General features: G+C 63.9%; 17 protein-coding genes. 9 read left to right on the top strand and 8 right to left on the bottom strand.

Annotated features, from left to right (window positions below; genetic code table 11):
• The first annotated feature begins 14 nt into the window (after window positions 1-14).
• The 3 genes from WH367_RS08205 to WH367_RS08195 all read left to right on the top strand — a co-directional run bounded on the left by WH367_RS08205 (window position 15) and on the right by WH367_RS08195 (window position 4,174).
• Entirely contained in the window at window positions 15-1,220 is a 1,206-nt protein-coding gene (locus tag WH367_RS08205) for a hypothetical protein (protein WP_339535379.1), read from the top strand.
• 50 nt (window positions 1,221-1,270) lie between these two features.
• Entirely contained in the window at window positions 1,271-3,319 is a 2,049-nt protein-coding gene (locus tag WH367_RS08200) for an acetyl/propionyl/methylcrotonyl-CoA carboxylase subunit alpha (protein ID WP_339535377.1), read from the top strand.
• Window positions 3,320-3,403: 84 nt separating this feature from the next.
• Complete coding sequence (locus WH367_RS08195; protein ID WP_339535375.1) at window positions 3,404-4,174, top strand: YdcF family protein; 771 nt, start codon at window positions 3,404-3,406, stop codon at window positions 4,172-4,174.
• Between the two features lie 12 nt (window positions 4,175-4,186).
• Here the strand turns inward: WH367_RS08195 and WH367_RS08190 are convergent, their stop codons facing one another.
• Window positions 4,187-5,266 carry a LacI family DNA-binding transcriptional regulator gene (locus WH367_RS08190; protein ID WP_445228088.1) on the bottom strand — a complete coding sequence of 360 codons (1,080 nt, stop codon included), beginning with the start codon at window positions 5,264-5,266 and terminating at the stop codon, window positions 4,187-4,189.
• A 184-nt stretch (window positions 5,267-5,450) separates the two neighbouring features.
• Between WH367_RS08190 and WH367_RS08185 the strand changes: the two genes are divergently transcribed.
• From WH367_RS08185 to eda, 3 genes are all read left to right on the top strand, one after another.
• Window positions 5,451-5,984: a gluconokinase gene (locus WH367_RS08185; RefSeq protein ID WP_339518184.1), complete on the top strand. Its 534-nt coding sequence runs from the start codon at window positions 5,451-5,453 to the stop codon at window positions 5,982-5,984.
• 106 nt (window positions 5,985-6,090) lie between these two features.
• Window positions 6,091-7,938, top strand: coding sequence for a phosphogluconate dehydratase (gene edd, locus WH367_RS08180; protein WP_339535425.1), 1,848 nt, complete (start codon window positions 6,091-6,093; stop codon window positions 7,936-7,938).
• Window positions 7,923-8,564 (top strand): bifunctional 4-hydroxy-2-oxoglutarate aldolase/2-dehydro-3-deoxy-phosphogluconate aldolase, encoded by a 642-nt coding sequence (gene eda / locus WH367_RS08175; protein ID WP_339535374.1) that lies wholly within the window; start codon window positions 7,923-7,925, stop codon window positions 8,562-8,564. The genes edd and eda overlap by 16 nt, the downstream gene beginning before the upstream one ends.
• A 305-nt stretch (window positions 8,565-8,869) precedes the next feature.
• Here the strand turns inward: eda and WH367_RS08170 are convergent, their stop codons facing one another.
• Window positions 8,870-9,139: a DNA-directed RNA polymerase subunit alpha C-terminal domain-containing protein gene (locus WH367_RS08170; RefSeq protein WP_021028115.1), complete on the bottom strand. Its 270-nt coding sequence runs from the start codon at window positions 9,137-9,139 to the stop codon at window positions 8,870-8,872.
• 572 nt (window positions 9,140-9,711) lie between these two features.
• Between WH367_RS08170 and WH367_RS08165 the strand changes: the two genes are divergently transcribed.
• Complete coding sequence (locus WH367_RS08165) at window positions 9,712-11,436, top strand: diguanylate cyclase domain-containing protein (protein WP_339535373.1); 1,725 nt, start codon at window positions 9,712-9,714, stop codon at window positions 11,434-11,436.
• A 92-nt stretch (window positions 11,437-11,528) separates the two neighbouring features.
• Here WH367_RS08165 and gloA read toward each other — a convergent pair whose 3' ends face one another.
• The 6 genes from gloA to WH367_RS08135 form a co-directional block, all read right to left on the bottom strand.
• Complete coding sequence (gene gloA / locus WH367_RS08160; RefSeq protein WP_339518178.1) at window positions 11,529-11,942, bottom strand: lactoylglutathione lyase; 414 nt, start codon at window positions 11,940-11,942, stop codon at window positions 11,529-11,531.
• Window positions 11,943-12,120: 178 nt separating this feature from the next.
• Window positions 12,121-12,906: a peptidylprolyl isomerase gene (locus WH367_RS08155; protein WP_021028112.1), complete on the bottom strand. Its 786-nt coding sequence runs from the start codon at window positions 12,904-12,906 to the stop codon at window positions 12,121-12,123.
• A gap of 47 nt (window positions 12,907-12,953) precedes the next feature.
• Complete coding sequence (locus WH367_RS08150; protein WP_021028111.1) at window positions 12,954-13,238, bottom strand: BolA family protein; 285 nt, start codon at window positions 13,236-13,238, stop codon at window positions 12,954-12,956.
• Window positions 13,239-13,305: 67 nt separating this feature from the next.
• Entirely contained in the window at window positions 13,306-13,851 is a 546-nt protein-coding gene (locus WH367_RS08145; protein ID WP_182341477.1) for a septation protein A, read from the bottom strand.
• A gap of 272 nt (window positions 13,852-14,123) precedes the next feature.
• Window positions 14,124-14,534 (bottom strand): peptide-methionine (R)-S-oxide reductase MsrB, encoded by a 411-nt coding sequence (msrB, locus tag WH367_RS08140; protein WP_021028109.1) that lies wholly within the window; start codon window positions 14,532-14,534, stop codon window positions 14,124-14,126.
• Window positions 14,531-16,072, bottom strand: coding sequence for a protein adenylyltransferase SelO (locus tag WH367_RS08135; RefSeq protein WP_339535371.1), 1,542 nt, complete (start codon window positions 16,070-16,072; stop codon window positions 14,531-14,533). The genes msrB and WH367_RS08135 overlap by 4 nt, the downstream gene beginning before the upstream one ends.
• Before the next feature lie 341 nt (window positions 16,073-16,413).
• Here WH367_RS08135 and smc point away from each other — a divergent pair, with 341 nt between their 5' ends.
• Entirely contained in the window at window positions 16,414-19,941 is a 3,528-nt protein-coding gene (smc, locus tag WH367_RS08130; RefSeq protein WP_339535369.1) for a chromosome segregation protein SMC, read from the top strand.
• Window positions 19,942-19,964: 23 nt separating this feature from the next.
• Window positions 19,965-21,098 (top strand): cell division protein ZipA C-terminal FtsZ-binding domain-containing protein, encoded by a 1,134-nt coding sequence (locus WH367_RS08125; RefSeq protein ID WP_312989989.1) that lies wholly within the window; start codon window positions 19,965-19,967, stop codon window positions 21,096-21,098.
• Window positions 21,099-21,239: the final 141 nt, after the last annotated feature.

Genomic DNA, 21,239 nt, shown 5'->3' with positions numbered 1-21,239 from the left:
CGCTGCAGGCCTGGATGCGCTCCACCTTTGTCCCACTTCGCATGGCCGCAAGACGGCGGGCGCAGCACCTGCTGGCGCAGCGCTGGCTGGCGCAGCGCCTGCTGTGCGCAGCCATGGCCTGCATGGGGGTGGCTGCTGGCGCGCAAACCCAGCCGGGCATGCCGGCAGCGCCGGGCAGCAGCTGCGTCGCCCGCAGCGGTGCGCCGCTGGCCCAGTCCTGGCAATACGTGTTCTCGTACCAGGGTGGCTGTGAAAACGGCCTGGCCCAGGGCGAGGGCCGGGCGCAGTGGCTGCCGCGCAGCGATGCTGGGGCGGCGCCCATTGTCTGGCAGGGCCGCTTTGACCGGGGCATTTTCCTCAGCCGCCCGGCCGTGCGCGCTGCCAGGCCCTTGGCCGACAGCCAGGTGCTGCTCGATCTGGGCCCCTTGGCCGACAGCGAAGGCAAGGGCGGGCGCCTCTGGGTGCAAGCGGCATTGGATGGCAATACGCCGGCCGATGCCTGCGCACCGATGGCGCTGCATGTGCTGGTGGACATCCATTCACCACTGGGCTCCGAGCAGGTGGCGCGGCAATGGCTGCAGGCGGCCTTGCAGCATTGGCAGCGTGCCTGCCCGGCTGCGGCGCAGAACCTGGTGCGGCTGATGCTCTACCAGGGCTTTGAGCTGGCGGCCGATGCCGACGGCCATCTGCCCGCGCCGGTGGTGCGGGCCACGGCCTCGCTGCAGGGGCGCGAGCTGCTGTTCCAGCAGTACAGCAACAACGCAGCGGCGCAGCAGCAGCACAATGCCGGCCAGCCCGAGCAGCAGCGCGAATACAGCGCCAATGCCCAGCGGCTGCAGGCGATGGTGCGCCAGTACCAGGCCCGGCGCGTGGTGGACCTGCCGACCTTGGACAAAAACCTGGCGGGCTTGCGCGGCCAGGTGGTGCTGGTGGGCGTGCGGCCCGAGCGCACCCTCTCGCGCCGGCTGGCAACGGTGCGCACCGCGCACCGCGAAGGCTGGGACAGCACGGCAGCCGTGGTCGAAGGCCCTGAGATTGCCCGCTGGGGCAAGGACAGCCGCCTGCTGGCGGTGAAAGTGCAGGGGCGCTCGACCGATGTGCGCACGCAGGACCAGGTGATGCTGCAATTGCTGGGCAGTGTGCGCTGCAGCGAGATCGATTGCGAAGACTATTTGCTCATGCCCGGCGGGCAATGGGCGCATGACAAGGCGCTGCCGTAAGCACGGCAGCATGGTGGCCAACCGAAAGATTCAACCAAGAGACGACAACCATGTTCAGCAAAATCCTGATTGCCAATCGCGGCGAGATTGCATGCCGCGTGATCGCCACGGCCCGAACCATGGGCATCCAGACCGTTGCGGTCTACTCCGATGCGGACAAGGAAGCGCGCCATGTGAAGCTGGCCGATGAGGCCGTGCATATTGGTGCAGCCCCCAGCCGCGAGTCCTACCTGCTGGCCGACCGCATCATCGATGCGGCGCGCAAGACCGGCGCGCAGGCCATCCATCCGGGCTATGGTTTCCTGTCGGAGAACGAGGCCTTTGCCAAGCGCTGCGAAGATGAGGGCATTGCCTTTATCGGCCCCAAGGCGCATTCGATTGCTGCGATGGGCGACAAGATCGCCTCCAAGAAGCTCGCGAACGAAGCCAAGGTGAACACCATCCCCGGCTACAACGATGCCATCGAGAACGCGGAAAAAGCGGTTGGCATTGCCCAGGGCATTGGCTACCCGGTGATGATCAAGGCATCGGCCGGTGGCGGCGGCAAGGGCCTGCGCGTGGCCTACAACGACAAGGAGGCGCTCGAGGGCTTTACCGCCTGCCAGAACGAGGCACGCAACAGCTTTGGCGATGACCGGATCTTTATCGAAAAGTTCGTGCAGGAGCCGCGCCATATCGAGATCCAGATCCTGGGCGACAGCCACGGCAATGTGGTCTACCTCAACGAGCGCGAATGCTCGATCCAGCGCCGCCACCAGAAGGTGATCGAAGAGGCGCCATCGCCCTTCATCAGCGATGCCACGCGCAAGGCCATGGGCGAGCAGGCCGTGGCGCTGGCCAAGGCCGTGCAGTACCAGAGCGCCGGCACGGTGGAGTTTGTCGTCGGCAAGGACCAGGACTTCTACTTTCTGGAAATGAACACCCGCCTGCAGGTCGAGCACCCGGTGACCGAGTGCATCACCGGCCTCGATCTGGTCGAGCAGATGATCCGCGTGGCCGCGGGCGAGAAGCTGTCCTTCAGCCAGGCTGATGTGAAGCGCGATGGCTGGGCCATTGAATGCCGCATCAATGCCGAAGACCCGTTCCGCAATTTTCTGCCATCCACCGGCCGCCTGGTGCGCTTTGAGCCGCCCAAGCAGACCATGTGGCAGGCCGACACCGCCCATTTGCAGGGTGTGCGCGTTGATACCGGTGTGTACGAGGGCGGCGAGATCCCCATGTTCTACGACTCGATGATTGCCAAGCTGATCGTGCATGGCAAGGACCGCAACGAGGCGATTGCCAAGATGCGCGAGGCGCTCAACGGTTTTGCGATCCGCGGCATCAGCTCGAATATTCCTTTCCAGGCAGCGCTGCTGGCCCACCCTCAATTTGTCTCCGGCCAGTTCAACACCGGCTTTATCGCCGAGCACTATGGCCATGGCTTCCATGCAGAGGATGTGCCCCATGAGGACACGGATTTTCTGGTGGCACTGGCGATGTTCCGCAACCGCCGCTACCGCGCGCGTGCATCCACCATCAGCGGCCAGATGCTGGGCCACCAGCTGCGCGTGGGCCACAGCTACACGGCGGTGGTGCTGGGCGCGGAAGGCCAGCACAGCTTTGTCTCGGCCGAGGTGACCGATTTTGACGACGAAGCCCGCGTCTGCAAGGTCAGCATTGGTGACAAGATCTACCAGTTCAGCAGTGAAGCGGTGCTGCGCGATGTCGTCACCCACGGCACTTGCAACGGCCAGCCCTTTACCGCACAGATCGAACGCGGCACGGCCAAGAACCCGCTGGCCTTGCGCGTGATCCACAATGGCACGCAGCGCGATATCCTGGTGCTGTCACAGCGCGGCGCCGAGCTCTACCAGCTGATGCCCTATAAGGCACCACCGGATCTGTCCAAGTTCCTGCTCTCGCCCATGCCCGGTCTGCTGGTCGATGTGGCGGTGCAGCCCGGCCAGAAGGTGCAGGCGGGCGAGAAGCTGGCCGTCATCGAAGCGATGAAGATGGAGAACATCCTGTTTGCCACGCAAGACGGCGTGGTCAGCAAGGTGAGCGCTGCCAAGGGCAATTCGCTGGCGGTGGACGATATCATTCTGGAATTTGAATGATCTGACTGCTTGGCGATGTCGCAGACCCGCTGCCCCGCAGCGGGTTTTTTTGTGCAGGAGCGAAGCGTGTACGAGAGGATGGGAATGCAACGAGCTTTGTTGGCCTTGGCCGCGCTGGTGCTGCTGGGGCTGGGTACCGTGCCCTTGGCGGCCGGGCACTTGCACCTGGGGGTGCTGGTGCCGGTAGGGCTGGGCCTGGCGGGAGGCTATCTGGTTTGGCGCTGGCCGGTGGTGCAGGCCTGGCGCGCCGCAGCGCCTTGGCGCCGCGCTGTGTGGCGTGCCGCCTGGCTGGGTCTGGCCTTGTGGGTCGCCAGCGTGGGCTGGCTCTGGCAGCGCATTGCCGGCCTGGGGCAGATGCCCGCGACCACGCCGCAGGTGGCCGCGATTGTGGTGCTGGGCAGCGGAACGCAAGACGGCAAGCCGCGCCCGGCGCTGGCGATGCGGCTCGATACCGCTGCGCAGCTCGTGGCCTTGCAGCCCCAGGCGGTGCTGGCAGTGACCGGTGGGGTGGACTTTGGGCAGGACGAGAGCGAGGGCGCCATCATGGCGCGCTACCTGGCGCAGAGCCACGGGCTGGACCCCGCCACGATGGTGGTCGAAGAGCGCAGTACCAGCACCGTGCTGAACCTGGAATGGACCGGCCCGATGCTGCAGCAGCGCGGGGTGGATCTGGCGCAGCCCATTGCGATTGTCAGCAGTGATTTTCACCTCTGGCGCGCGCTGCAGATTGCCCGCAGCCAGGGCTTTAGCCAGCCCATTGGCGTGGCAGCGCCGACACCGCTGCTGACCCGGTTCAACGTCTGGCTGCGCGAGTATTTTGCAGTCGCCAGCAGCTGGGCTCTGGGCGAGTGGTAGAGGTTTAAGCCCTTAGGTGCTGGCGCGCCGCACCAGGTGGTAGCCCAGATCCAGCCGGTTCTGTGCCACCGGCTGGTCTTGCAGCAGCTGCAGCAGCATGGTGGCGGCCTCGGCGCCAATGGCGCTACGGGGTGTGTGGATGGTGGTTAGCGGCGGCACCATCTGCGCGCTGCCGGGCAGGTCGTTGAAACCGGCAATTGCGATTTGTGTGGGCACGGCCAGGCCCAGGCGGTTGGCGGCCAGCAGCGCGCCCTGGGCCAGGTCATCGTTGCAGAAAAATACGGCATCCACGCCACCGCCGAGCTGCAGCACCTGATCGAGCAGCTGCGCGCCTAGGGCCAGTGACGAGCGCTCGGGGCTCAGAATCTCCAGACCCGGATCGGCCAGGCCCGCCTGCTGCAAGGCCTGGCGGTAGCCCTGCAGGCGCTGCATGACGCGGGCATCGAGCTGGGCGCCGCAAAAGGCGATACGGCGGTAGCCCTGGGCCAGCAGGTGTTCCGTCATCGCCGCCCCGGCATCCAGCTGCGAAAAGCCCACGCTGTGCAGCCGGGCCGCTGCGCTGTCGGGATGCAGCTCCATCAAATGCACGCAGGCTGTGCCACTGGCTGCCAGCAGCTGGGCGCTGCCGGCGCTGCGCTCATAACCAGTCAGCATCAGACCCGCAGGCCGCATCGGCAGGTAGGCGCGCAGCAGCTGCTCTTCCTCGGCTGCGCTGTAGTGCGACACCCCAATGAGCAGGTGGTAGCCGGCGGCAAACAGCACCTTGTGGGCCGCTTCGATCAGGTCGACAAACAAGGTGTTGCTGAGCAGCGGCACGATGACCAGTACCTGGTTGCTTTTCTGCGAGGCCAGCGCACGCGCGGCCGGGTCGGGCACATAGCCCAGGCGCAAAGCCACCTCGCGCACCTTGTCGGCCAGCGCAGCGGCCACCCGGCGCTCGCCGCGCAGCGCGCGGGATACCGTCATGGGGCTGACCCCTGCGGCATCGGCCACATCCTGCAAGGTGACACGCCCGCTGGCACGCGAGCGGCGGCTGTTGGGCTCGGCAGCCGGCGCGGGCAAAGGCGGGGAAGGGGGCAGGGGCAAGCGCATCTCCGGTCGGTTCAGCAAGCAATATCCGGTATGATAGCGCTATCCCAACATGCTTGGGAAGGAAGGCGGTGCCTGCAGGCGTGGCGAGAACAAGACTGATGGTTTGAATCGGCTTGCTCAAACTACGTTGTCTAAGGGCAGCGCTTATTTTTTACCTGTATTGGATAGCGCTAACCCAATGACCATGTCCTCTAGTGATTCTTCGCGTCGGCGTCCTGTAGCGTTGGTGGTGATGGGGGTGTCGGGATGCGGCAAATCCAGCGCCGGTGAAGCCATTGCGCTGCACCTGGGTTGGCGCCTGGTCGAAGGCGACAGCTACCATGCGGCCGAAAGTGTGGCCAAGATGCAGGCGGGCATTGCACTGACCGATGCCGACCGCGCTGGCTGGCTGCAACGCCTGGCGCAGTTGCTGGCCGAAGCGAATGATGGCCAGGGGGTGGTGCTGACCTGCTCGGCGCTCAAGCGCCAGTACCGCGAGCTGTTGCGCGCCTCCCAAAGCCGGCTCGGCTTTGTGTTTCTGGATCTCAGCTACGACACGGCGCTGGCGCGGGTGCAGCAGCGTGCGGGGCATTTTTTCTCGCCCGAGTTGGTGGCCAACCAGTTTGCCACCTTGGAAGACCCGCGCGATGAGCCCCAGGTGCTGACCGTGGATGCCGATACCCCGCTGGACCGCATTGCCCAGCAGGTGCAGCAGTGGCTGGATGCTCAGCAGCCTTGAGCGCTGACAAAGCATAGTGCCAGCGCTGCATGCGGCTGCTGTGCTATAAAAATTACATAAATAAAGGGGAAGCTACGGCCTTCCCATGATGCAAAGGACTCCCATGATGCAGATCCACCCGGTTCTTCAAGCGGTCACTGACCGCATCCGCGCCAAGAGCGCTGCCACGCGCAGCGACTATCTGGCCCAGGTTGACGCCATGGCCCAGCGCCCGCCGCAGATGCGCTCGATGGGCTGCGCCAATGTGGCGCATGCGGTGGCCGGCGTGCCGGTCAATGACAAGCTGCGCATTGTCGAGGTCAAGGGCCCGAACGTGGGTATTGTCACGGCCTATAACGATGTGCTCTCGGCCCATGCGCCGCTGCAGCGCTACCCCGATATCCTGAAGGACGAGGCGCGCAAGCATGGCGCGACCGCGCAGGTGGCGGGTGGCGTGCCTGCGATGTGCGATGGCGTGACCCAGGGCATGCCGGGCATGGAGCTGAGCCTGTTCAGCCGCGATGCGATTGCGATGGGCACGGCGGTGGCGCTGACCCATGACACCTTTGATGCGGCGCTGATGCTGGGCGTCTGCGACAAGATCGTGCCGGGCCTCTTGATTGGCGCGCTGCATTTTGGCCATCTGCCGATGGTGTTTGTGCCCGCCGGGCCGATGACCTCGGGCCTGTCCAACAACGACAAGGCCAAGGTGCGCGAGCTGGCCGCCCAAGGCCTGGTCGGCCGCGAAAAGCTGCTCGAAGCTGAGATGGCCGCCTACCATGATGCGGGCACCTGCACCTTCTACGGCACGGCCAACAGCAACCAGATGCTGCTCGAAGCCATGGGCCTGCATGTGCCAGGCAATGCCTTTATCAACCCGGGAGATGGCGCGCGTGAGCTGCTGACCCGCGAGGCCATGCGTACCGTGCTGGGCATCACCGCTGGCAAGCGCTTTGCGCCCATTGGCCGCGTGGTCGACGAGCGCTGCATTGTCAACGCGATGGTGGCGCTGCTGGCCACAGGTGGCTCGACCAACCACCTGATCCACTGGGTGGCGGTGGCGCGTGCTGCGGGTATCGTCATCGACTGGAATGATTTTGAGCAGTTGTCCTCGGTCGTGCCCTTGCTGGCGCGCGTCTACCCCAATGGGGCAGCGGACGTGAACCAGTTCCAGGCGGCAGGCGGCCCGGGCTATGTGATTGGCCAGCTGCTGGCTGCAGGCCTGATGCATGGGGATGTGCTGACCGTGCGCCCCGAAGGCCTGGCAGGTTACGCCACGGTGCCGCGCGTGGAGGCGGGCCAGCTGGTCTGGCAGGCGGCCACCCAATCGGGTGACGACAGCGTGCTGCGCCCGGTGAGCGCGCCTTTCAGCCCTACCGGTGGCCTTAAGCTGCTGACCGGCAACCTCGGCCGCAGCGTGATCAAGGTCAGTGCCGTGCCGCTCGATCGCCATGTGCTGCGCGCGCCGGCCTGGGTGTTTGATTCGCAGGATGCGCTGCAGGAGGCCTTCAAATCGGGCGCGCTGGAGCAGGCCTGCCAGACCAATGGGCACAACGGCGTGGTCTGCGTGGTGCGCTGGCAGGGCCCGCAGGCCAACGGCATGCCCGAGCTGCACAAGCTCACGCCACCCTTGGCCGTGCTGCAAGGCAAGGGCTACCAGGTGGCGCTGGTGACCGATGGCCGCATGAGCGGTGCCTCGGGCAAGGTGCCCGCTGCGATCCATGTGTCGCCTGAAGCACTGGCCGGTGGCCCCCTGGCCAAAATTGAGAGCGGCGATATGGTGCTGCTGGATGCTGAAACCGGTATCATGCAGGCCGAAGTGGATGCCGCAGTTTGGGAGGCACGCCCACTGGCCACGATACCGGCCGAGCAGTTGCGCGCCAATGGCCGCGGGCTGGGCCGAGAACTGTTTGCCGGATTCCGGCGCAATGCGCTGAGCGCAGAAGAAGGAGCCTGCACATGGCTGAGCAACTGACCGCCTTATCGATCATGCAAGACGCACCGGTGATCCCGGTGATCGTGCTGCGCGACGTCAACCACGCCGTGTCCATGGCCAAGGCCCTGGTCGCTGGCGGTATCCGGGTGCTGGAAGTGACCTTGCGCACGCCCCAGGGCCTGGCCGCCATCGAAGCGATTGCCAAGTCCGTGCCGGAGGCGATCGTGGGTGCGGGTACCGTGCGCAATGCCGCCGATGCGCGTGCCGCAGCGGCGGCAGGGGCCCGCTTTGCGGTCAGCCCTGGCTACACCAGCAGCGTGGGCGAAGCCTGCCGCGAAGCCCGTTTGCCGCTGCTGCCCGGTGTGGCCACCAGCAGCGAAATCATGCAGGCGCAGCAAGACGGCTTCAATGAGCTGAAGTTCTTCCCCGCGCTGCAAGCCGGTGGTATCAACATGCTCAAAGCCTGGCAGGGTCCCTTCGCCGAAGTGCGCTTTTGCCCCACCGGTGGTATCACGACGGCCAATGCGGCAGAGTTTCTGGCGCTGAAGAATGTCGTCTGTGTCGGTGGCTCCTGGCTGGTGCCCACCGACACCCTGGAGCGCGGTGACTGGGAACACATCACCTTGCTGGCCCGCGAGGCCGCAGCCTTGCCACGCAAGGCCTGATACCACAGTCATCAGAGCAATTCCAGGCGGCCATCCATGCCGCCTGCTGGCTGCGTTCCATACCGCATCCCCATCAGCGGGATGAACATCGATCCATAGGCCATGCTGCTGCGGTTGCTCCATGCAATGCGCCGCAGCGCTGCACCTGGGCGCTAGTGCGCAGCGCCGGGCATGGTGTTTATGCCACGGGGCCGGGCACAGGCCTTGCGAGTACATGCCAGCAGACATGCAGTGCTGGCCTGTATGGTGGCCGCTAAATGCAGGAGATTGGGCAGAGGAGCAGGGCGGTGCCCGGGGGCGCGCCTTTAGTCCTTGGACTGCGCCTGCTCAGCATGCGGCTGGTTGGCTGCGTCTTCCGTCCAGGCCTTGTAGCGGCCCGAATGCGGCTGGAACTGCTGCCCGGGGAACAGCGTCCGCTCGATATCGCGCAGCACTGTCATCCCCACACCATTGAGCTTGAGCAAGCGCTCGGGATACGCTTCAACCACCTGATCCACCGTGGTGATCGCATGTCGCCCCAAGCTGTTGAGGGTTCTGCGAGAGAGCCTTTTGTTCAGAAGCAGTTCAGTAGCCATGGGATCATCAATCTATAAACAAAGCGGCAACGTCTGTCGTTGGCGTCAAGACTGAGGCCCGCGTCCCGTTTCGCAGGGAGTGGCTATGCCCCAAGCCTGCGCCGGTGCGGACAGGAGTGGATACAAATCATGCTAAATCGCATTTTGTTATTCACTGATTCTATCAGCTTATAGCTAATTTGTAACTCAATGATGGATCATTTCCGCCGATGCAGGATTGATTTATGCCGGATTAATGTAATTAAATGTATTTGGTTGGTTATACTGGGGCGGTCCGGAGAGGGTATCGGCTGCTTTTCTCCCAGGCGCTATTCTCCTCCTAAAAAAAGAATCTCCAGAGCAACTATCCTTTGACCAATCAGAGGGTAATCGCTGGATCTGTTGCCTGGGCTGCAGAAAAAATTCCAGCGATGGCTTGGGGTTGCCGTGGCAACATCGCGCTGTCAAGTTGAGTTATTACACAGGTCTATCGCGCTATGTAATTCATAAAAACGGTTAAAGTAAGAATTAACTGACAGTATCTATACCAATACCTGCCCAACGCGCCATCAAAGCCTTCTCCATGCCTGGTTATGCCCGTCCGTAAAGCCTCGTCGCTGACGATCACCCTGATTTTGCCCTTTGTGATGCTGATTGCATTGCTGACCGGGGTGCTCGGCGTGCTGTGGTACTGGACGGGCAGCAAGACGGTATCGATGCTGTCGCAGCAGCTGATGGTGGAGATGGCCGAGCGCATCAGCCAGGCGGTGGACCGGCACATCTTCAGCTCGCGCTCCATCATCGAGGCGAGCTTTCCGGCGGGCCTGCAGGCCCCCGAACGCATCGAGGACGACATGCCGGCGCTGCGCACCCGCCTGTGGGCTGCCACATCGCTGACGCAGCGCCAGGGCGACTATGTCTTCTACGGCAACCGCCATGGGCAAGGCATCGGCCTGCTGCGCAGCAATGAAACCCAGGCGGAACTGCGCATCAAGCTGAACGCGCAGGATGTGCGCAGCATCTACCTGCTGCCAGGCATCCAGGCCGAGCCGATCTTCCTGTCCAAGGAATCCAATCTGTTTGATCCGCGCACGCGTCCCTGGTACCGGCTGGCGCAGGGCGTTGTCGGCCATATCTGGACACCGGTCTATATCGACTTCAATGCCAAGGACCTGGTGATGACGCGGGCGCGCCGGGTGTTTGGTGCGGATGGCCAGCCCACGGGTGTGGTGGCGACCGATGTCTTTCTGAACGAGCTGCGGCTTTTTGTCGATGGCCTGCATTTGTCAGAGGGTGCCGAGGCTTTCATCATGGAGCCCAATGGCGACTTGATTGCCGGCACGCGCATGGACAATATCCGCTTGAACGGCGAGCAGCCGCCCAGCCGGGTCAACGCCGCCAGCGCCGGCAACCCCTTGCTCAAGGTGGTGTACCGGCAGCTGGTGCACGAGTTTTCGCAGTCCAACGAGGTGGCACGCACGGCGCTGATCTTTGATGCCAAGAACCATGCGATCGAGGTGGCCTACCGCCGCGTGACCGATGAGGCGGGCCTGAACTGGCTGGCCGTGGTGGCCGTGCCGCACCAGCAGATGCTGGCCGGCATCCGTGCCCATGTGGTGCTGGTGGTGGCCTTGGGTCTGCTGGCCCTGGGTATTGCTCTGGCACTGGGTTTGCGCATCTTTGGCGGCCTGGCCAAGGACATGCGCTCGCTCACCTATGCGGTACGCCGCGTGGGGCAGGGCGAGATCGATGTGCCCATCGGCGTCGAGCGCAATGACGAGATTGGCGAGCTGGCCAGCAATGTCCACCATATGCGGCATCGCTTGTTTACCGATGCGCTGACCGGCGCTGCCAACCGCAGCGCGCTGAACCATATTCTGGAGACCTTGACCCGGCCGAACGCGCCCAAGCAGGCGGTATTTGCCATTCTCTTTATCGACCTCAACCAGTTCAAGCCGCTCAACGACCGATGGGGCCATGAAAACGGCGATTTGGCCCTGATCGAGGTGGTGCAGCGCCTCAAGGAAGTGCTGCGCAGCAATGATGTGCTGATTCGCCTGGGCGGGGACGAGTTTGTTGCGGTGCTCCAAGGCATCCACAGCGATGAGCAGATCCAGGTGGTGAAAGCCAAGATCCTGGAGGTTCTCGCCCCTGCGTTGCAGTCGCTCAAGGGCTTGCCTGAGGGCGAGGTCGTTCATCTGGGCGCCTCCATTGGCCAGGCGATTTATCCGATCGATGGGGCCGATCCGCAAAGCCTGCTCAAGCATGCCGATCTGGACATGTACAAGAACAAGCAGCACAACGGCCATAGCCGCTGATCGGCCCGATCGCGCTTCGAATGCAAAAAAGCCCGGCAGGTGCCTGGCTTTTAGGACGTAGCGGGCGTTACTGACAGACGCCCAGGCCGGTATTAACGCAGACCGCCGCCGGCGCTGCTTTCGGCGCGTTGGATAAGTTCAATCTTATAGCCATCAGGATCGGTCACAAAAGCGATCACCGTGGTGCCGCCCTTTACCGGGCCGGCTTCGCGGGTGACATTGCCGCCATTGGCCTTGATCTTTTCGCAGGCAGCGTAAGCATCAGGCACGCCCAGGGCGATATGGCCGTAGGCGGTGCCCAGGTCATAGCTCTCGGTGCCCCAGTTGTAGGTCAGCTCGATCTCGGCCTGGCCAGGGTTGCCGTCTTCGTAGCCGACAAAGGCGAGCGAATACTTGTACTCGGGGTTTTCCGAGGTGCGCAGCAGGCGCATGCCCAGCACCTGGGTGTAGAAATCGATGGAGCGCTGGAGATTGCCAACGCGCAGCATGGTGTGCAAAAGACGCATGGGGTTTTCTTTCTTGTAAAGGCAGCGGCAGCGCAGGGCTGCCGCAAGGAAGAGGCCGACCTTCAGGGGCCAGCCAGAGCCATCCGAGTGTAGCGCCGCACAGTGGTGGGCTGCAGCGCCCACAAAGCACAACCCCTGCACGGGGCAGGGGTTGCAAGTACAAGCGAGGTGGCGAGAATTACTCGACCTTGGCCTTTTCACGCAGCTCTTGCTGGTACTTCTGGATTTGTTGCTGGCGCAGTTGCTGCTCGATCTGGGGCTTGACTTCGTCAAACTTGGGCAGTTGCGCTTCGCGCACATCGTCCACACGGATGATGTGGTAGCCGAACTGGGTCTTGACCGGGGTGTCGGTCATCTGGCCCTTCTTCAGCTTGGTCATCGCTTCGGAGAACTCAGGCACGTAGTTGGCAGCATTGCCCCAGTCCAGATCGCCACCGCGCTGGCCCGATCCTGGATCCTTGGACTCCTTCTTGGCCAGGTCTTCGAACTTGGCACCCTTCTTGATTTGGGCGATCAGGGCCTTGGCCTTGTCTTCGCTGTCCACCAGGATGTGGAAGGCGTGGTATTCCTTGCCTTGGTTGGTCGCGACGAACTTGTCGTACTCGGCCTTGGCAGCCGCGTCAGAGATGGGGTGCGCCTTTTCATAGGCGGCAAACAGCTCCTGGGTCAGGATGCCTTGGCGCGCCAGCTCGACCTGGCCCTTGAAGGACTCGGTGGCGTCCAGGCCTTGGGCCTTGGCAGCCTGGGCATAGATTTCGCGCTCAATGATGGCTTCCTTGATCTGGCCTTCTTGCTCGGCGCTCACCGGGCGACCGCTGCGCTCCATTTGTTCCTTGAAGGTCTGCAGCAGGGACGAGGGCACTGGCTTGCCATTGACGATGCCAATGTTTTGGGCCACTGCAGGCAGCGCGGCTGAACCAAGCAGGGCAGCTGCAACCAGACCGGACAAGAGCTGTTTTTTCATGCGAAATCCAAATTGTTTATCTATGAAGGAAATATACACCAGTGATTTCATTGTTTTGGTGTATGCAGGACTTCAATGGCAAGGGCATGTAAACCCGCGTCAATGAATGCTTGGAGCGCATCATACACAAGCCGATGCTGGGCTATGCGTGATGTGCCAGTAAATAAGGGTGAAGCGATGCGCAGCCGGAAATGGGTGCCAAATCCGCTGCCATTGGCGCCCACATGGCCGGCGTGCAGACCGCTTTCGTCGATCACTTCCAACTGGGTGGGCGAGAGTTTGTCGCGCAGCACCGCTTCAATGGCGGTGGCGGTAATGTCCTGGGCTTGCATAGAGAAAAGGGGAGTAGCGCGGTCTGGCGGGGAGCCTGACTGAGAGGCAGCAGGCTCAGGCCGCAGATCAGGGTTGGTCTTCCGGGTTGTGCTGGATGTGGCGGCTCAGGTACATGGCCTGGCCCAGCACAAAGACCAGCATCAGGCCCAGGCCGCCGAACATCTTGAAAGTGACCCAGGTGTCCAGATCAAACTGGTAGGCGACCCAGATATTGACGATGCCCATGAGGGTAAAAAAGATCGCCCAGCTGTAATTGACCGTGTTCCAGACGGGCTGGGGCAGCTGCACTTGCGCCGACATCAGCTTTTGCATCAGGTTCTTGTTGAAGAACCACTGGCCGCCCAGCAGCACGGCCGCCATCACCCAGTACAGCACGGTGGGCTTCCACTTGATGAAAGACTCGTCGTGGAAAAGCAGGGTCGCGCCGCCAAACACCACGATCACGCCCAGGCTGATCCATTGCATGGGTTCCACCTTGCCGACCTTGAAGCGCAGGTAGGCGATTTGCGCAATGGTCGCCACAATGGCCACCCCGGTGGCCACAAACACGCCCCAGACCTTGAACGCTGCGAAAAACAGCAGGATGGGGAAAAAATCAATCAAAAATTTCATATCAGGCGATGCGGGCTGTGCACGGCATGGCTCAAAAGCCGGAGCGCGGTGCGGACAAGAGAGCAGGGCTTTGGGTGCTTGTGTTTGGTTGAATAGCGCGTCTGCAGGCAAGCGGCCAATGATACGCGAGCTATTTTGCGGCCAGCTTAAGCCGGGCTGAAGTGCTCGCCTCGGCTTGCCGGGGTGTCAGAGCGCAGGCGGCAGCCAAAGTTCCGCGCCGCGCTTGCCCCCGGCCTGTCATGGCAGGGGCAAGCCTGGCTTAGAACAGGTTCTTAGTCCTGCTTTTCAAAGTCCAGCGCAGCCGAGTTCATGCAGTAGCGCAGGCCGGTGGGCTGGGGGCCGTCCGGGAACACATGGCCCAGATGGGCGCCGCACTGGGCGCAGACGGTCTCTACCCGCACCATGCCATGGCTGCGGTCCACGTTTTCCTGGATCGCGCCGGGAATGGCTTCGGAGAAGCTCGGCCAGCCGCAGCCCGCGTCAAACTTGGTGTCGCTGTCAAACAGTTTGGCGCCGCAGCAGATGCAGTGGTAGCTGCCATCGGCCCAATGGGCCTCGTACTTGCCGGTAAAAGGGCGTTCGGTGGCGGCATGCCGGGTGACCTGGTAGGCCACCGATTCGGCTTGCTTGGATGCGAGTTCGGCCTGCCATTGGGCATCCGATTTTTGGACGGGAAAGCTCATGATGAACAGCTGATTTCAATATGTTGCGCCCAGTCGGGCGGGAGGGCGGCCAGGTCTTCGCAGCCGGGATGCTCTGCATATGGTGTTGCCAGCACGGTTTGCAAGCGGGCAAACGGTGCCCAGTCGCCCTGCTGGGCGGCGGTGATGGCTTGCTGGCCCAGGTGGTTGCGCAGCACATAGCGCGGGTTGGCGGCAAACATGCGCGCAGCGGTGGCTGCTGCATCGCCAGGCTGCAGCAACGCCTGGTACTGCTCGCGCCAGGTCTCAAAGGCTGCATCGCCATTGAACCATGGGGCCAGCGCCGGCAGGCTGTCATCGGCCACCGCTTGCGACAGCGCACGCCAGAACAGGCTGTAGTCGGTGCGGTGCTGCTGCATCAGGGCGAGCAAGGGGTTGACGACAGCGGCCACCGCTTCAGGCGCGGTGCTGCGCGCGGGATCGAGGCCCAGCTTGGCGCCCAGTGCGCGCTGCATCGCAGGCTCCAGCGCGGTTTTGTAGCGCTCCAACGCGGCCAGGGTGGTGGCCTCGTCGTCGATCAAGGGCAGCAGCGCCTGGCCCAGGCAAAACAGGTTCCAGTAGGCCACCTGCGGCTGGCGGGCAAAGGCGTAGCGGCCACCGGTATCGCTGTGGTTGCAGATATGGTTGGCGTCGTAGTGGTCCAGAAACTGGAAGGGGCCGTAGTCGATCGTCAGGCCCAGAATGCTCATGTTGTCGGTGTTCATCACGCCATGGCAAAAGCCATGGGCCTGCCACAGCGCAAGCATGCGCGCAGTGCGCTCGGCCACCTCGGCCAGCAGCGCGGCATAACGCGCGGTGCTGCCGCTGGCGTGTTGGGCAACAGCTGGCATGTAGCGCTCGGCCACATAGTCCGCCAGCTTGCGCAGGCTGTCCTGGTCATCGCGGGCCGCGAAATGCTCAAAATGGCCAAAGCGCACAAAGCTGGGCGCCACGCGGGCGACAACGGCAGCGGTCTCCACCGTCTCGCGGTAGATGGGCTGCGGGGAGGTGACCAGCGACAGCGCACGCGTGGTGGGCACGCCCAGGCCGTGCATCGCCTCGCTGCACAGGTATTCGCGGATGGACGAGCGCAGCACCGCGCGCCCATCGCCCATGCGGGAATAGGGCGTCTTGCCTGCGCCTTTGAGCTGCAGCTCCAGGCCCTCGGGGGCAGTCGCCGATCGGATTTCGCCCAGCAAAATGGCCCGGCCGTCGCCCAACTGGCCTGCCCAGTGGCCAAACTGGTGGCCGCTGTAAACACTGGCCAGCGCATCCAAGCCCGGTAGCAGCGCATTGCCGCCCAGCACCTGGGTGGCCTCGCTGCTGGCCAGCCATTCGGGGCGCAGCCCCATGTCCTGGGCCAGTGCCGCATTGCGCGCATGCATGGCCAGCTGCGGCATCGGCGTGGGTTGCAGGCGGGTGTAGAAGACCGGCGGCAGGCTGGCAAAACCGTTGTGCCACTGGGCGCCGGGCTGCAGGGCAGGGGCTGCTTCGCTCGGGGTGGATGCGGTGGCAGCAGTAGCCGCCGGGCGCGTAGACATGCTTGAATCCATGTAGCCATTGTCTGCCTTGCGGCTTTCCCTGCGTGGCGCTGTGTCTATACCGCAAGTCTGGCCCCGCAGGGCGCAGCGCAGCGGCGGCGCAACATTATTTGACCCTGCCCAGGGCGCAAAACCGCAGCAGCAGGCGCTTTTGTCCCTGGTGGGCCAGGAGGGCCGGTTATTATGTCGGCCTGAGTTCTACCGCTTGCTTCATCAGAAGAGATCCCTGGGCCCTCGGGCACCAGCCGGCCATGCCGGGCCAGTTCCACCTTGCGTGGCCCGGCCCGCTTGCGACAGCGCCAGGCAGGTGATCGCCGCCCATCCAAGAGAAAACGAGCACTGTGCGCCTCAATTCCATCAAGCTTGCTGGCTTCAAATCGTTTGCGGAGCCCACCAATTTCATGCTGCCAGGGCAACTGGTGGGCGTGGTCGGCCCCAATGGCTGCGGCAAGTCCAACATCATGGATGCGGTGCGCTGGGTGCTGGGCGAGTCCAAGGCGAGCGAGCTGCGTGGCGAGTCCATGCAGGATGTGATCTTCAACGGCACCACGCACCGCAAGCCCGCCAGCCGCTCCAGCGTGGAGCTGGTGTTCGACAACAGCGACCACCGCGCCGGCGGCCAGTGGAGCCAGTACACCGAAATAGCGGTCAAGCGCGTGCTCACGCGCGACGGCAGCAGCAGCTACTTCATCAACAACATGCCGGTGCGCCGGCGCGATGTGCAGGACGTGTTTCTGGGCACGGGCCTGGGCCCACGTGCCTACGCCATCATCGGCCAGGGCACCATCAGCCGCATCATCGAGTCGCGCCCCGAAGAGCTGCGCCTGTTCCTGGAAGAGGCAGCAGGCGTCTCCAAGTACAAGGAGCGCCGCCGCGAGACCGAAAACCGCCTCAACGACACGCGTGAGAACCTGACCCGGGTCGAAGACATTCTGCGTGAGCTGAACGCGAACCTCGACAAGCTGGAAAAGCAGGCCGAGGTCGCGGCCAAGTACAACGCGCTCAATGCCAGCGCCACCTTGAAGCAGCACCAGCTGTGGTTCCTGAAACGCAGTGATGCCGAGCAGGAGCAGGAGAAGGTGCGCATCGATGGCCTCAAGGCCGTCAATGACCTGGAGTCGCGCCTGGCCGATCTGCGCCATGTCGAGGCGGATCTGGAGACCATCCGCCAGTCGCACTATGCTGCAGGCGACATCGTCAACCAGGCGCAGGGCAAGCTCTACGAGGCCACGGCCGAAGTGGGCCGGCTCGAAGCGGAGATCCGCTATGTGGTCGAAGGCCGCCAGCGCGTGGAGAACCGCCTGGTGCAACTGGCCGAGCAGATTGCGCAGTGGACCATTCGCAAGGACGAATCCGAGGCCGAGCTGGAGAACCTGGCCGGCCAGGGCATGGATGCCGAGGAGCGCGCCGAGATGCTGGCCGCCCAGCTTGAAGAGCAAAACCTGCAGCTGCCCGATATGGAAGAGGCGCTGCGCCTGGCCCAGCAGCGCGCCAACGAGCAGCGCAGCTCCGTCACCCAGGTGCAGCAGCAGATCCAGGTGCTGGCCGCTGAGCAGCGCAGCCTGAACGAACAAAGCCGTGGCCTGGAAGTGCGCAGCGAACGATTGCGCAGCGACCGCAATGCGATGGCCGCGCCCGACGAGACCCGCCTGCTCAACCTGCAGCAGCAAAACGAGGAAGCGGCCGAGGCCGCCGAGATTGCCGAGGGGCGCCTGCTGGAGCTGCAAGACAGCGTGCCCCAGCTCGATGAAGCGCGGCGCAGCAAGCAGCAGCAGGTCAACCTGGAAGGCGCCAAGCAGGCCGATCTGTCGGCGCGGCTCGAGGCCCTCAAGGCCTTGCAGGAAAAGGTCAAGACCGATGGCAAGCTGCAGCCCTGGCTGGCCAAGCATGGGCTCGATGGCTTGCAGGGCCTGTGGAGCCGCATCCAGGTCGAACCCGGTTGGGAAAACGCCCTTGAAGCGGCACTGCGCGAGCGCCTGGCCGCGCTGGAAGTCAGCCGCCTCGACATGGTGCGCGGCTTTTTGGGCGCAGGTGCCCAGGATGCGCCACCCGCCCGCCTGGCTTTCTACAGCGTGCCCCAAGCACCGGCCGCAGCTCCTGCTGGCAAACTCGCGCAGCTGTCCGATTTGCTGCGTGTCCATGATGCCGGCCTGCGCGCCGTGCTGGTCGACTGGCTCTGCGGCTGCTACACCTGCCCGAGCCTGGACGAGGCGCTGGCCCAGCGCAGCCGCCTGCAGGCTGGTGAAACCATTTTTGTGCCGACCGGCCATTCGGTGAGCCTGCACAGCGTGAGCTTTTATGCGCAGGACTCCGAGCAGTCGGGCATGCTGGCCCGGGCCCAGGAAATCGAACATCTGGAAAAGGAGTTGCGCGCCCAATCGCTGATTGGCGAAGAGGCGCGCAATGCGCTGGTGCGTGCCGAGAGCGCCTATGCCGATGCCTCGCAGCGCCTGGTGGCCGTGCGCGCCGAGGCTGCGCAAACCCGCAACCGCGCCCATGAGCTGCAGGTCGAGACCTTGCGCCTGACCCAGCTGGCCGAGCAGGCCCGCGCCCGCACCGCCCAGATCGACACCGACCTGGGCGAAGTGGTGCAGCAGCTCGAAGAGATCCAGGAGCGCCGGATTGCGGCCGAGGCCCGCTTTGAAGAGCTGGACATGCAGCTGGCCGACAGCCAGGAGCGCCATGCCCAGCTCGATGAGACCGTGTATGAGTCCGAGCGCAAGCTGGCCAGCGCGCGCGAACAGCTGCGGGCCCTGGAGCGCCAGTCGCAAGAAGCGGTGTTTGGCCAGCGCAGCATGGAAGCGCGCCGCGCCGAGCTCAACCGCACGATGGAAACGGCGTTGCAGCAAGCCAAGGCCCTGGGCGATGAACAGCTGCGCGCGCAAGAGGAGCAAAAGCGCCTGAACGACGCGGCGGCGCAAGGCGGCCTGCAAGATGCGCTGAACCTGAAGATGGAGCGCGAGAAGGACCTGGCTGCGCGCCGCAGCGAGTACGACGACCTGACCGCCCGGCTGCGCAGCAGCGATGAGCGCCGCCAGCAGTTTGAGCGCGAGCTGCAGCCGCTGCGCGACCGCATCACCGAGTTCAAGCTCAAGGAGCAGGCCGCGCAACTGGGCCTGGAGCAGTACACGACCTTGCTGCAGGAAGCCCAGGCCGATCTGGAGGTCATCGCCGCCTCGGTCAAGGACGGCCAGGTGCGCCTGACCGGTCTGCAGGGCGAAATCGACCGCCTGCACCGCGAGATTGAAGCGCTGGGCGCCGTCAATCTGGCCGCGCTCGACGAGCTCAACCACGCTCGCGAGCGCAAGACCTTCCTCGACTCGCAGATGGACGACCTGACCCAGGCCATGACGACCCTGGAAGACGCGATCAAGAAGATCGATGCCGAAACCCGGCAGCTGCTCTCGGGCACCTTTGACACCGTCAACAGCCATTTTGGCCGCATGTTCCCCGAGCTCTTTGGCGGCGGCCAGGCCAAGCTGATCATCACCGGCGACGAGATTCTGGACTCGGGCGTGCAGGTGATGGCCCAGCCGCCGGGCAAGAAGAACCAGACCATCCATCTGCTGTCGGGCGGCGAGAAGGCGCTGACCGCGATTGCGCTGGTGTTTGCGATCTTCCAGCTGAACCCGGCGCCGTTCTGTCTGCTCGATGAGGTGGACGCGCCGCTCGACGATGCCAATACCGAGCGCTATGCCAAGCTGGTGGCCTCGATGAGCCGCAGCACGCAGTTCCTCTTCATCAGCCACAACAAGATCGCGATGGAGATCGCCCAGCAGCTGATTGGTGTGACAATGCAGGAGCAGGGCGTCTCGCGCATTGTGGCCGTGGATATGGAATCTGCCTTGTCGATGGCCGATTCGGCGTGAAAGATTTTTAAAAACGAAGTCGTATGAGTAATTTTCAACTGGCGTTGGTGATCACCTTTGGTGTCATTCTGGTTTTGTACATCGCCTACAACACCTGGTCGGCACGCCGCAACGAGCCCAAAAAACCCCGGCCCGAGGAGCCCGGCCAGAGCGGCGACTCCGAGCTGCGCTACGAGCCCGGCTTTGATGGCCGCGCGGCATCGTCAGCCACCGGCGACCCGGTGCTCGATGCCCAACTGGGCGGCCAGGGGCCCCGCTTGAGCGGCCACAGCGCTGATGCCTTTGGCGCAGGCGCGGTGGCGCGCAGCGGCAACCCCGGTACCTACCTGGGCGACCGCCAGCAGATTCTCGACCCGCTTACCGATGCGATCGCGACCATCCACACTGACGGCATCGTCTCGGGCAATGCGGCCATTGCGGCCATGCCCAGCAGCTTTCGCGCCGGCAACAAGGCTTTCAACATCGAAGGCCTGAACGAGACCAGCCAGACCTGGGAGCTGCCACGCGCCGGCGCCCGCTACACCGGTTTTCAGGCCGGTGTGCAGCTGGCCAACCGCCATGGCCCGATGAACGAGATCGAGTTTTCCGAGTTCGTCACCAAGGTCCAGCAGTTCGCCGACAGCATTGGCGCGGCGCAGGACACGCCCGACATGCTGCAGGAAGTGGCCCGCGCCCGCGAGCTCGACGCCTTTGCCAGCGAGCATGATGCGCAGCTGGCCTTTATGCTGCGCGCCAAGCGCGCCTCCTGGAGCCCCGGCTATGTGGCCCAGGTGGCCGCCAAGCATGGCTTTGTGCCCGCTGGCCCTGGCCGCATGGTGATGCCTTCGGGCATCGAGCAGATGCCTGCCATATTGGCGCTGACCTATGACGCGCAGGCGGCACTGGCCGACGACCCGGAAGCCAGCGCCTTGCGCGATGTGCTGCTGAGCCTGGATGTGCCGCATGTGGCGCGCAGCGAAAAGCCTTTCGACAAGATGCGCACCGCTGCCGAGGCGCTGTGCGCCGAGATGGACGGTGTCATCTGCGACCAAAATGGCACGCCCCTGCCGATCATGGTGGTGGACCCCATCGCCCAGGATTTGGAGAACCTGTACGACCAGCTCGAGCAGCGCGATCTGGCAGCGGGCTCGCTGGCCGCCAGGCGTTTGTTCAGCTAAGCCGCCAGCGTTTTGCCAAAGGCTGCCTGTGCAGCCTTTTTTGCGTTCTGGCTGCCGCTGATTAGGCAGTGCAGCGGCGGCTTTGGCCGTATAGTCGCAGGCATCAGACTACGCAGAGCCCCGCGCTTTGCCAGATTTTCG

This window comes from Comamonas sp. MYb21, assembly GCF_037479395.1.
Lineage (GTDB): Bacteria > Pseudomonadota > Gammaproteobacteria > Burkholderiales > Burkholderiaceae_C > Comamonas.
Note: the sequence above shows the minus strand (reverse complement) of the source record. Positions and strands in the feature narration are given on the sequence as shown.

Bases quoted from the DNA above. Each gene is read 5' to 3' on its own strand.
- WH367_RS08205 (WP_339535379.1), top strand. From the start codon at position 15: ATGCGCTCCACCTTTGTCCCACTTCGCATGGCCGCAAGACGGCGGGCG.
- WH367_RS08200 (WP_339535377.1), top strand. From the start codon at position 1,271: ATGTTCAGCAAAATCCTGATTGCCAATCGCGGCGAGATTGCATGCCGC.
- WH367_RS08195 (WP_339535375.1), top strand. From the start codon at position 3,404: ATGCAACGAGCTTTGTTGGCCTTGGCCGCGCTGGTGCTGCTGGGGCTG.
- WH367_RS08190 (WP_445228088.1), bottom strand. From the start codon at position 5,266: ATGCGCTTGCCCCTGCCCCCTTCCCCGCCTTTGCCCGCGCCGGCTGCC.
- WH367_RS08185 (WP_339518184.1), top strand. From the start codon at position 5,451: ATGTCCTCTAGTGATTCTTCGCGTCGGCGTCCTGTAGCGTTGGTGGTG.
- edd (WP_339535425.1), top strand. From the start codon at position 6,091: ATGCAGATCCACCCGGTTCTTCAAGCGGTCACTGACCGCATCCGCGCC.
- eda (WP_339535374.1), top strand. From the start codon at position 7,923: ATGGCTGAGCAACTGACCGCCTTATCGATCATGCAAGACGCACCGGTG.
- WH367_RS08170 (WP_021028115.1), bottom strand. From the start codon at position 9,139: ATGGCTACTGAACTGCTTCTGAACAAAAGGCTCTCTCGCAGAACCCTC.
- WH367_RS08165 (WP_339535373.1), top strand. From the start codon at position 9,712: ATGCCCGTCCGTAAAGCCTCGTCGCTGACGATCACCCTGATTTTGCCC.
- gloA (WP_339518178.1), bottom strand. From the start codon at position 11,942: ATGCGTCTTTTGCACACCATGCTGCGCGTTGGCAATCTCCAGCGCTCC.
- WH367_RS08155 (WP_021028112.1), bottom strand. From the start codon at position 12,906: ATGAAAAAACAGCTCTTGTCCGGTCTGGTTGCAGCTGCCCTGCTTGGT.
- WH367_RS08150 (WP_021028111.1), bottom strand. From the start codon at position 13,238: ATGCAAGCCCAGGACATTACCGCCACCGCCATTGAAGCGGTGCTGCGC.
- WH367_RS08145 (WP_182341477.1), bottom strand. From the start codon at position 13,851: ATGAAATTTTTGATTGATTTTTTCCCCATCCTGCTGTTTTTCGCAGCG.
- msrB (WP_021028109.1), bottom strand. From the start codon at position 14,534: ATGAGCTTTCCCGTCCAAAAATCGGATGCCCAATGGCAGGCCGAACTC.
- WH367_RS08135 (WP_339535371.1), bottom strand. From the start codon at position 16,072: ATGTCTACGCGCCCGGCGGCTACTGCTGCCACCGCATCCACCCCGAGC.
- WH367_RS08125 (WP_312989989.1), top strand. From the start codon at position 19,965: ATGAGTAATTTTCAACTGGCGTTGGTGATCACCTTTGGTGTCATTCTG.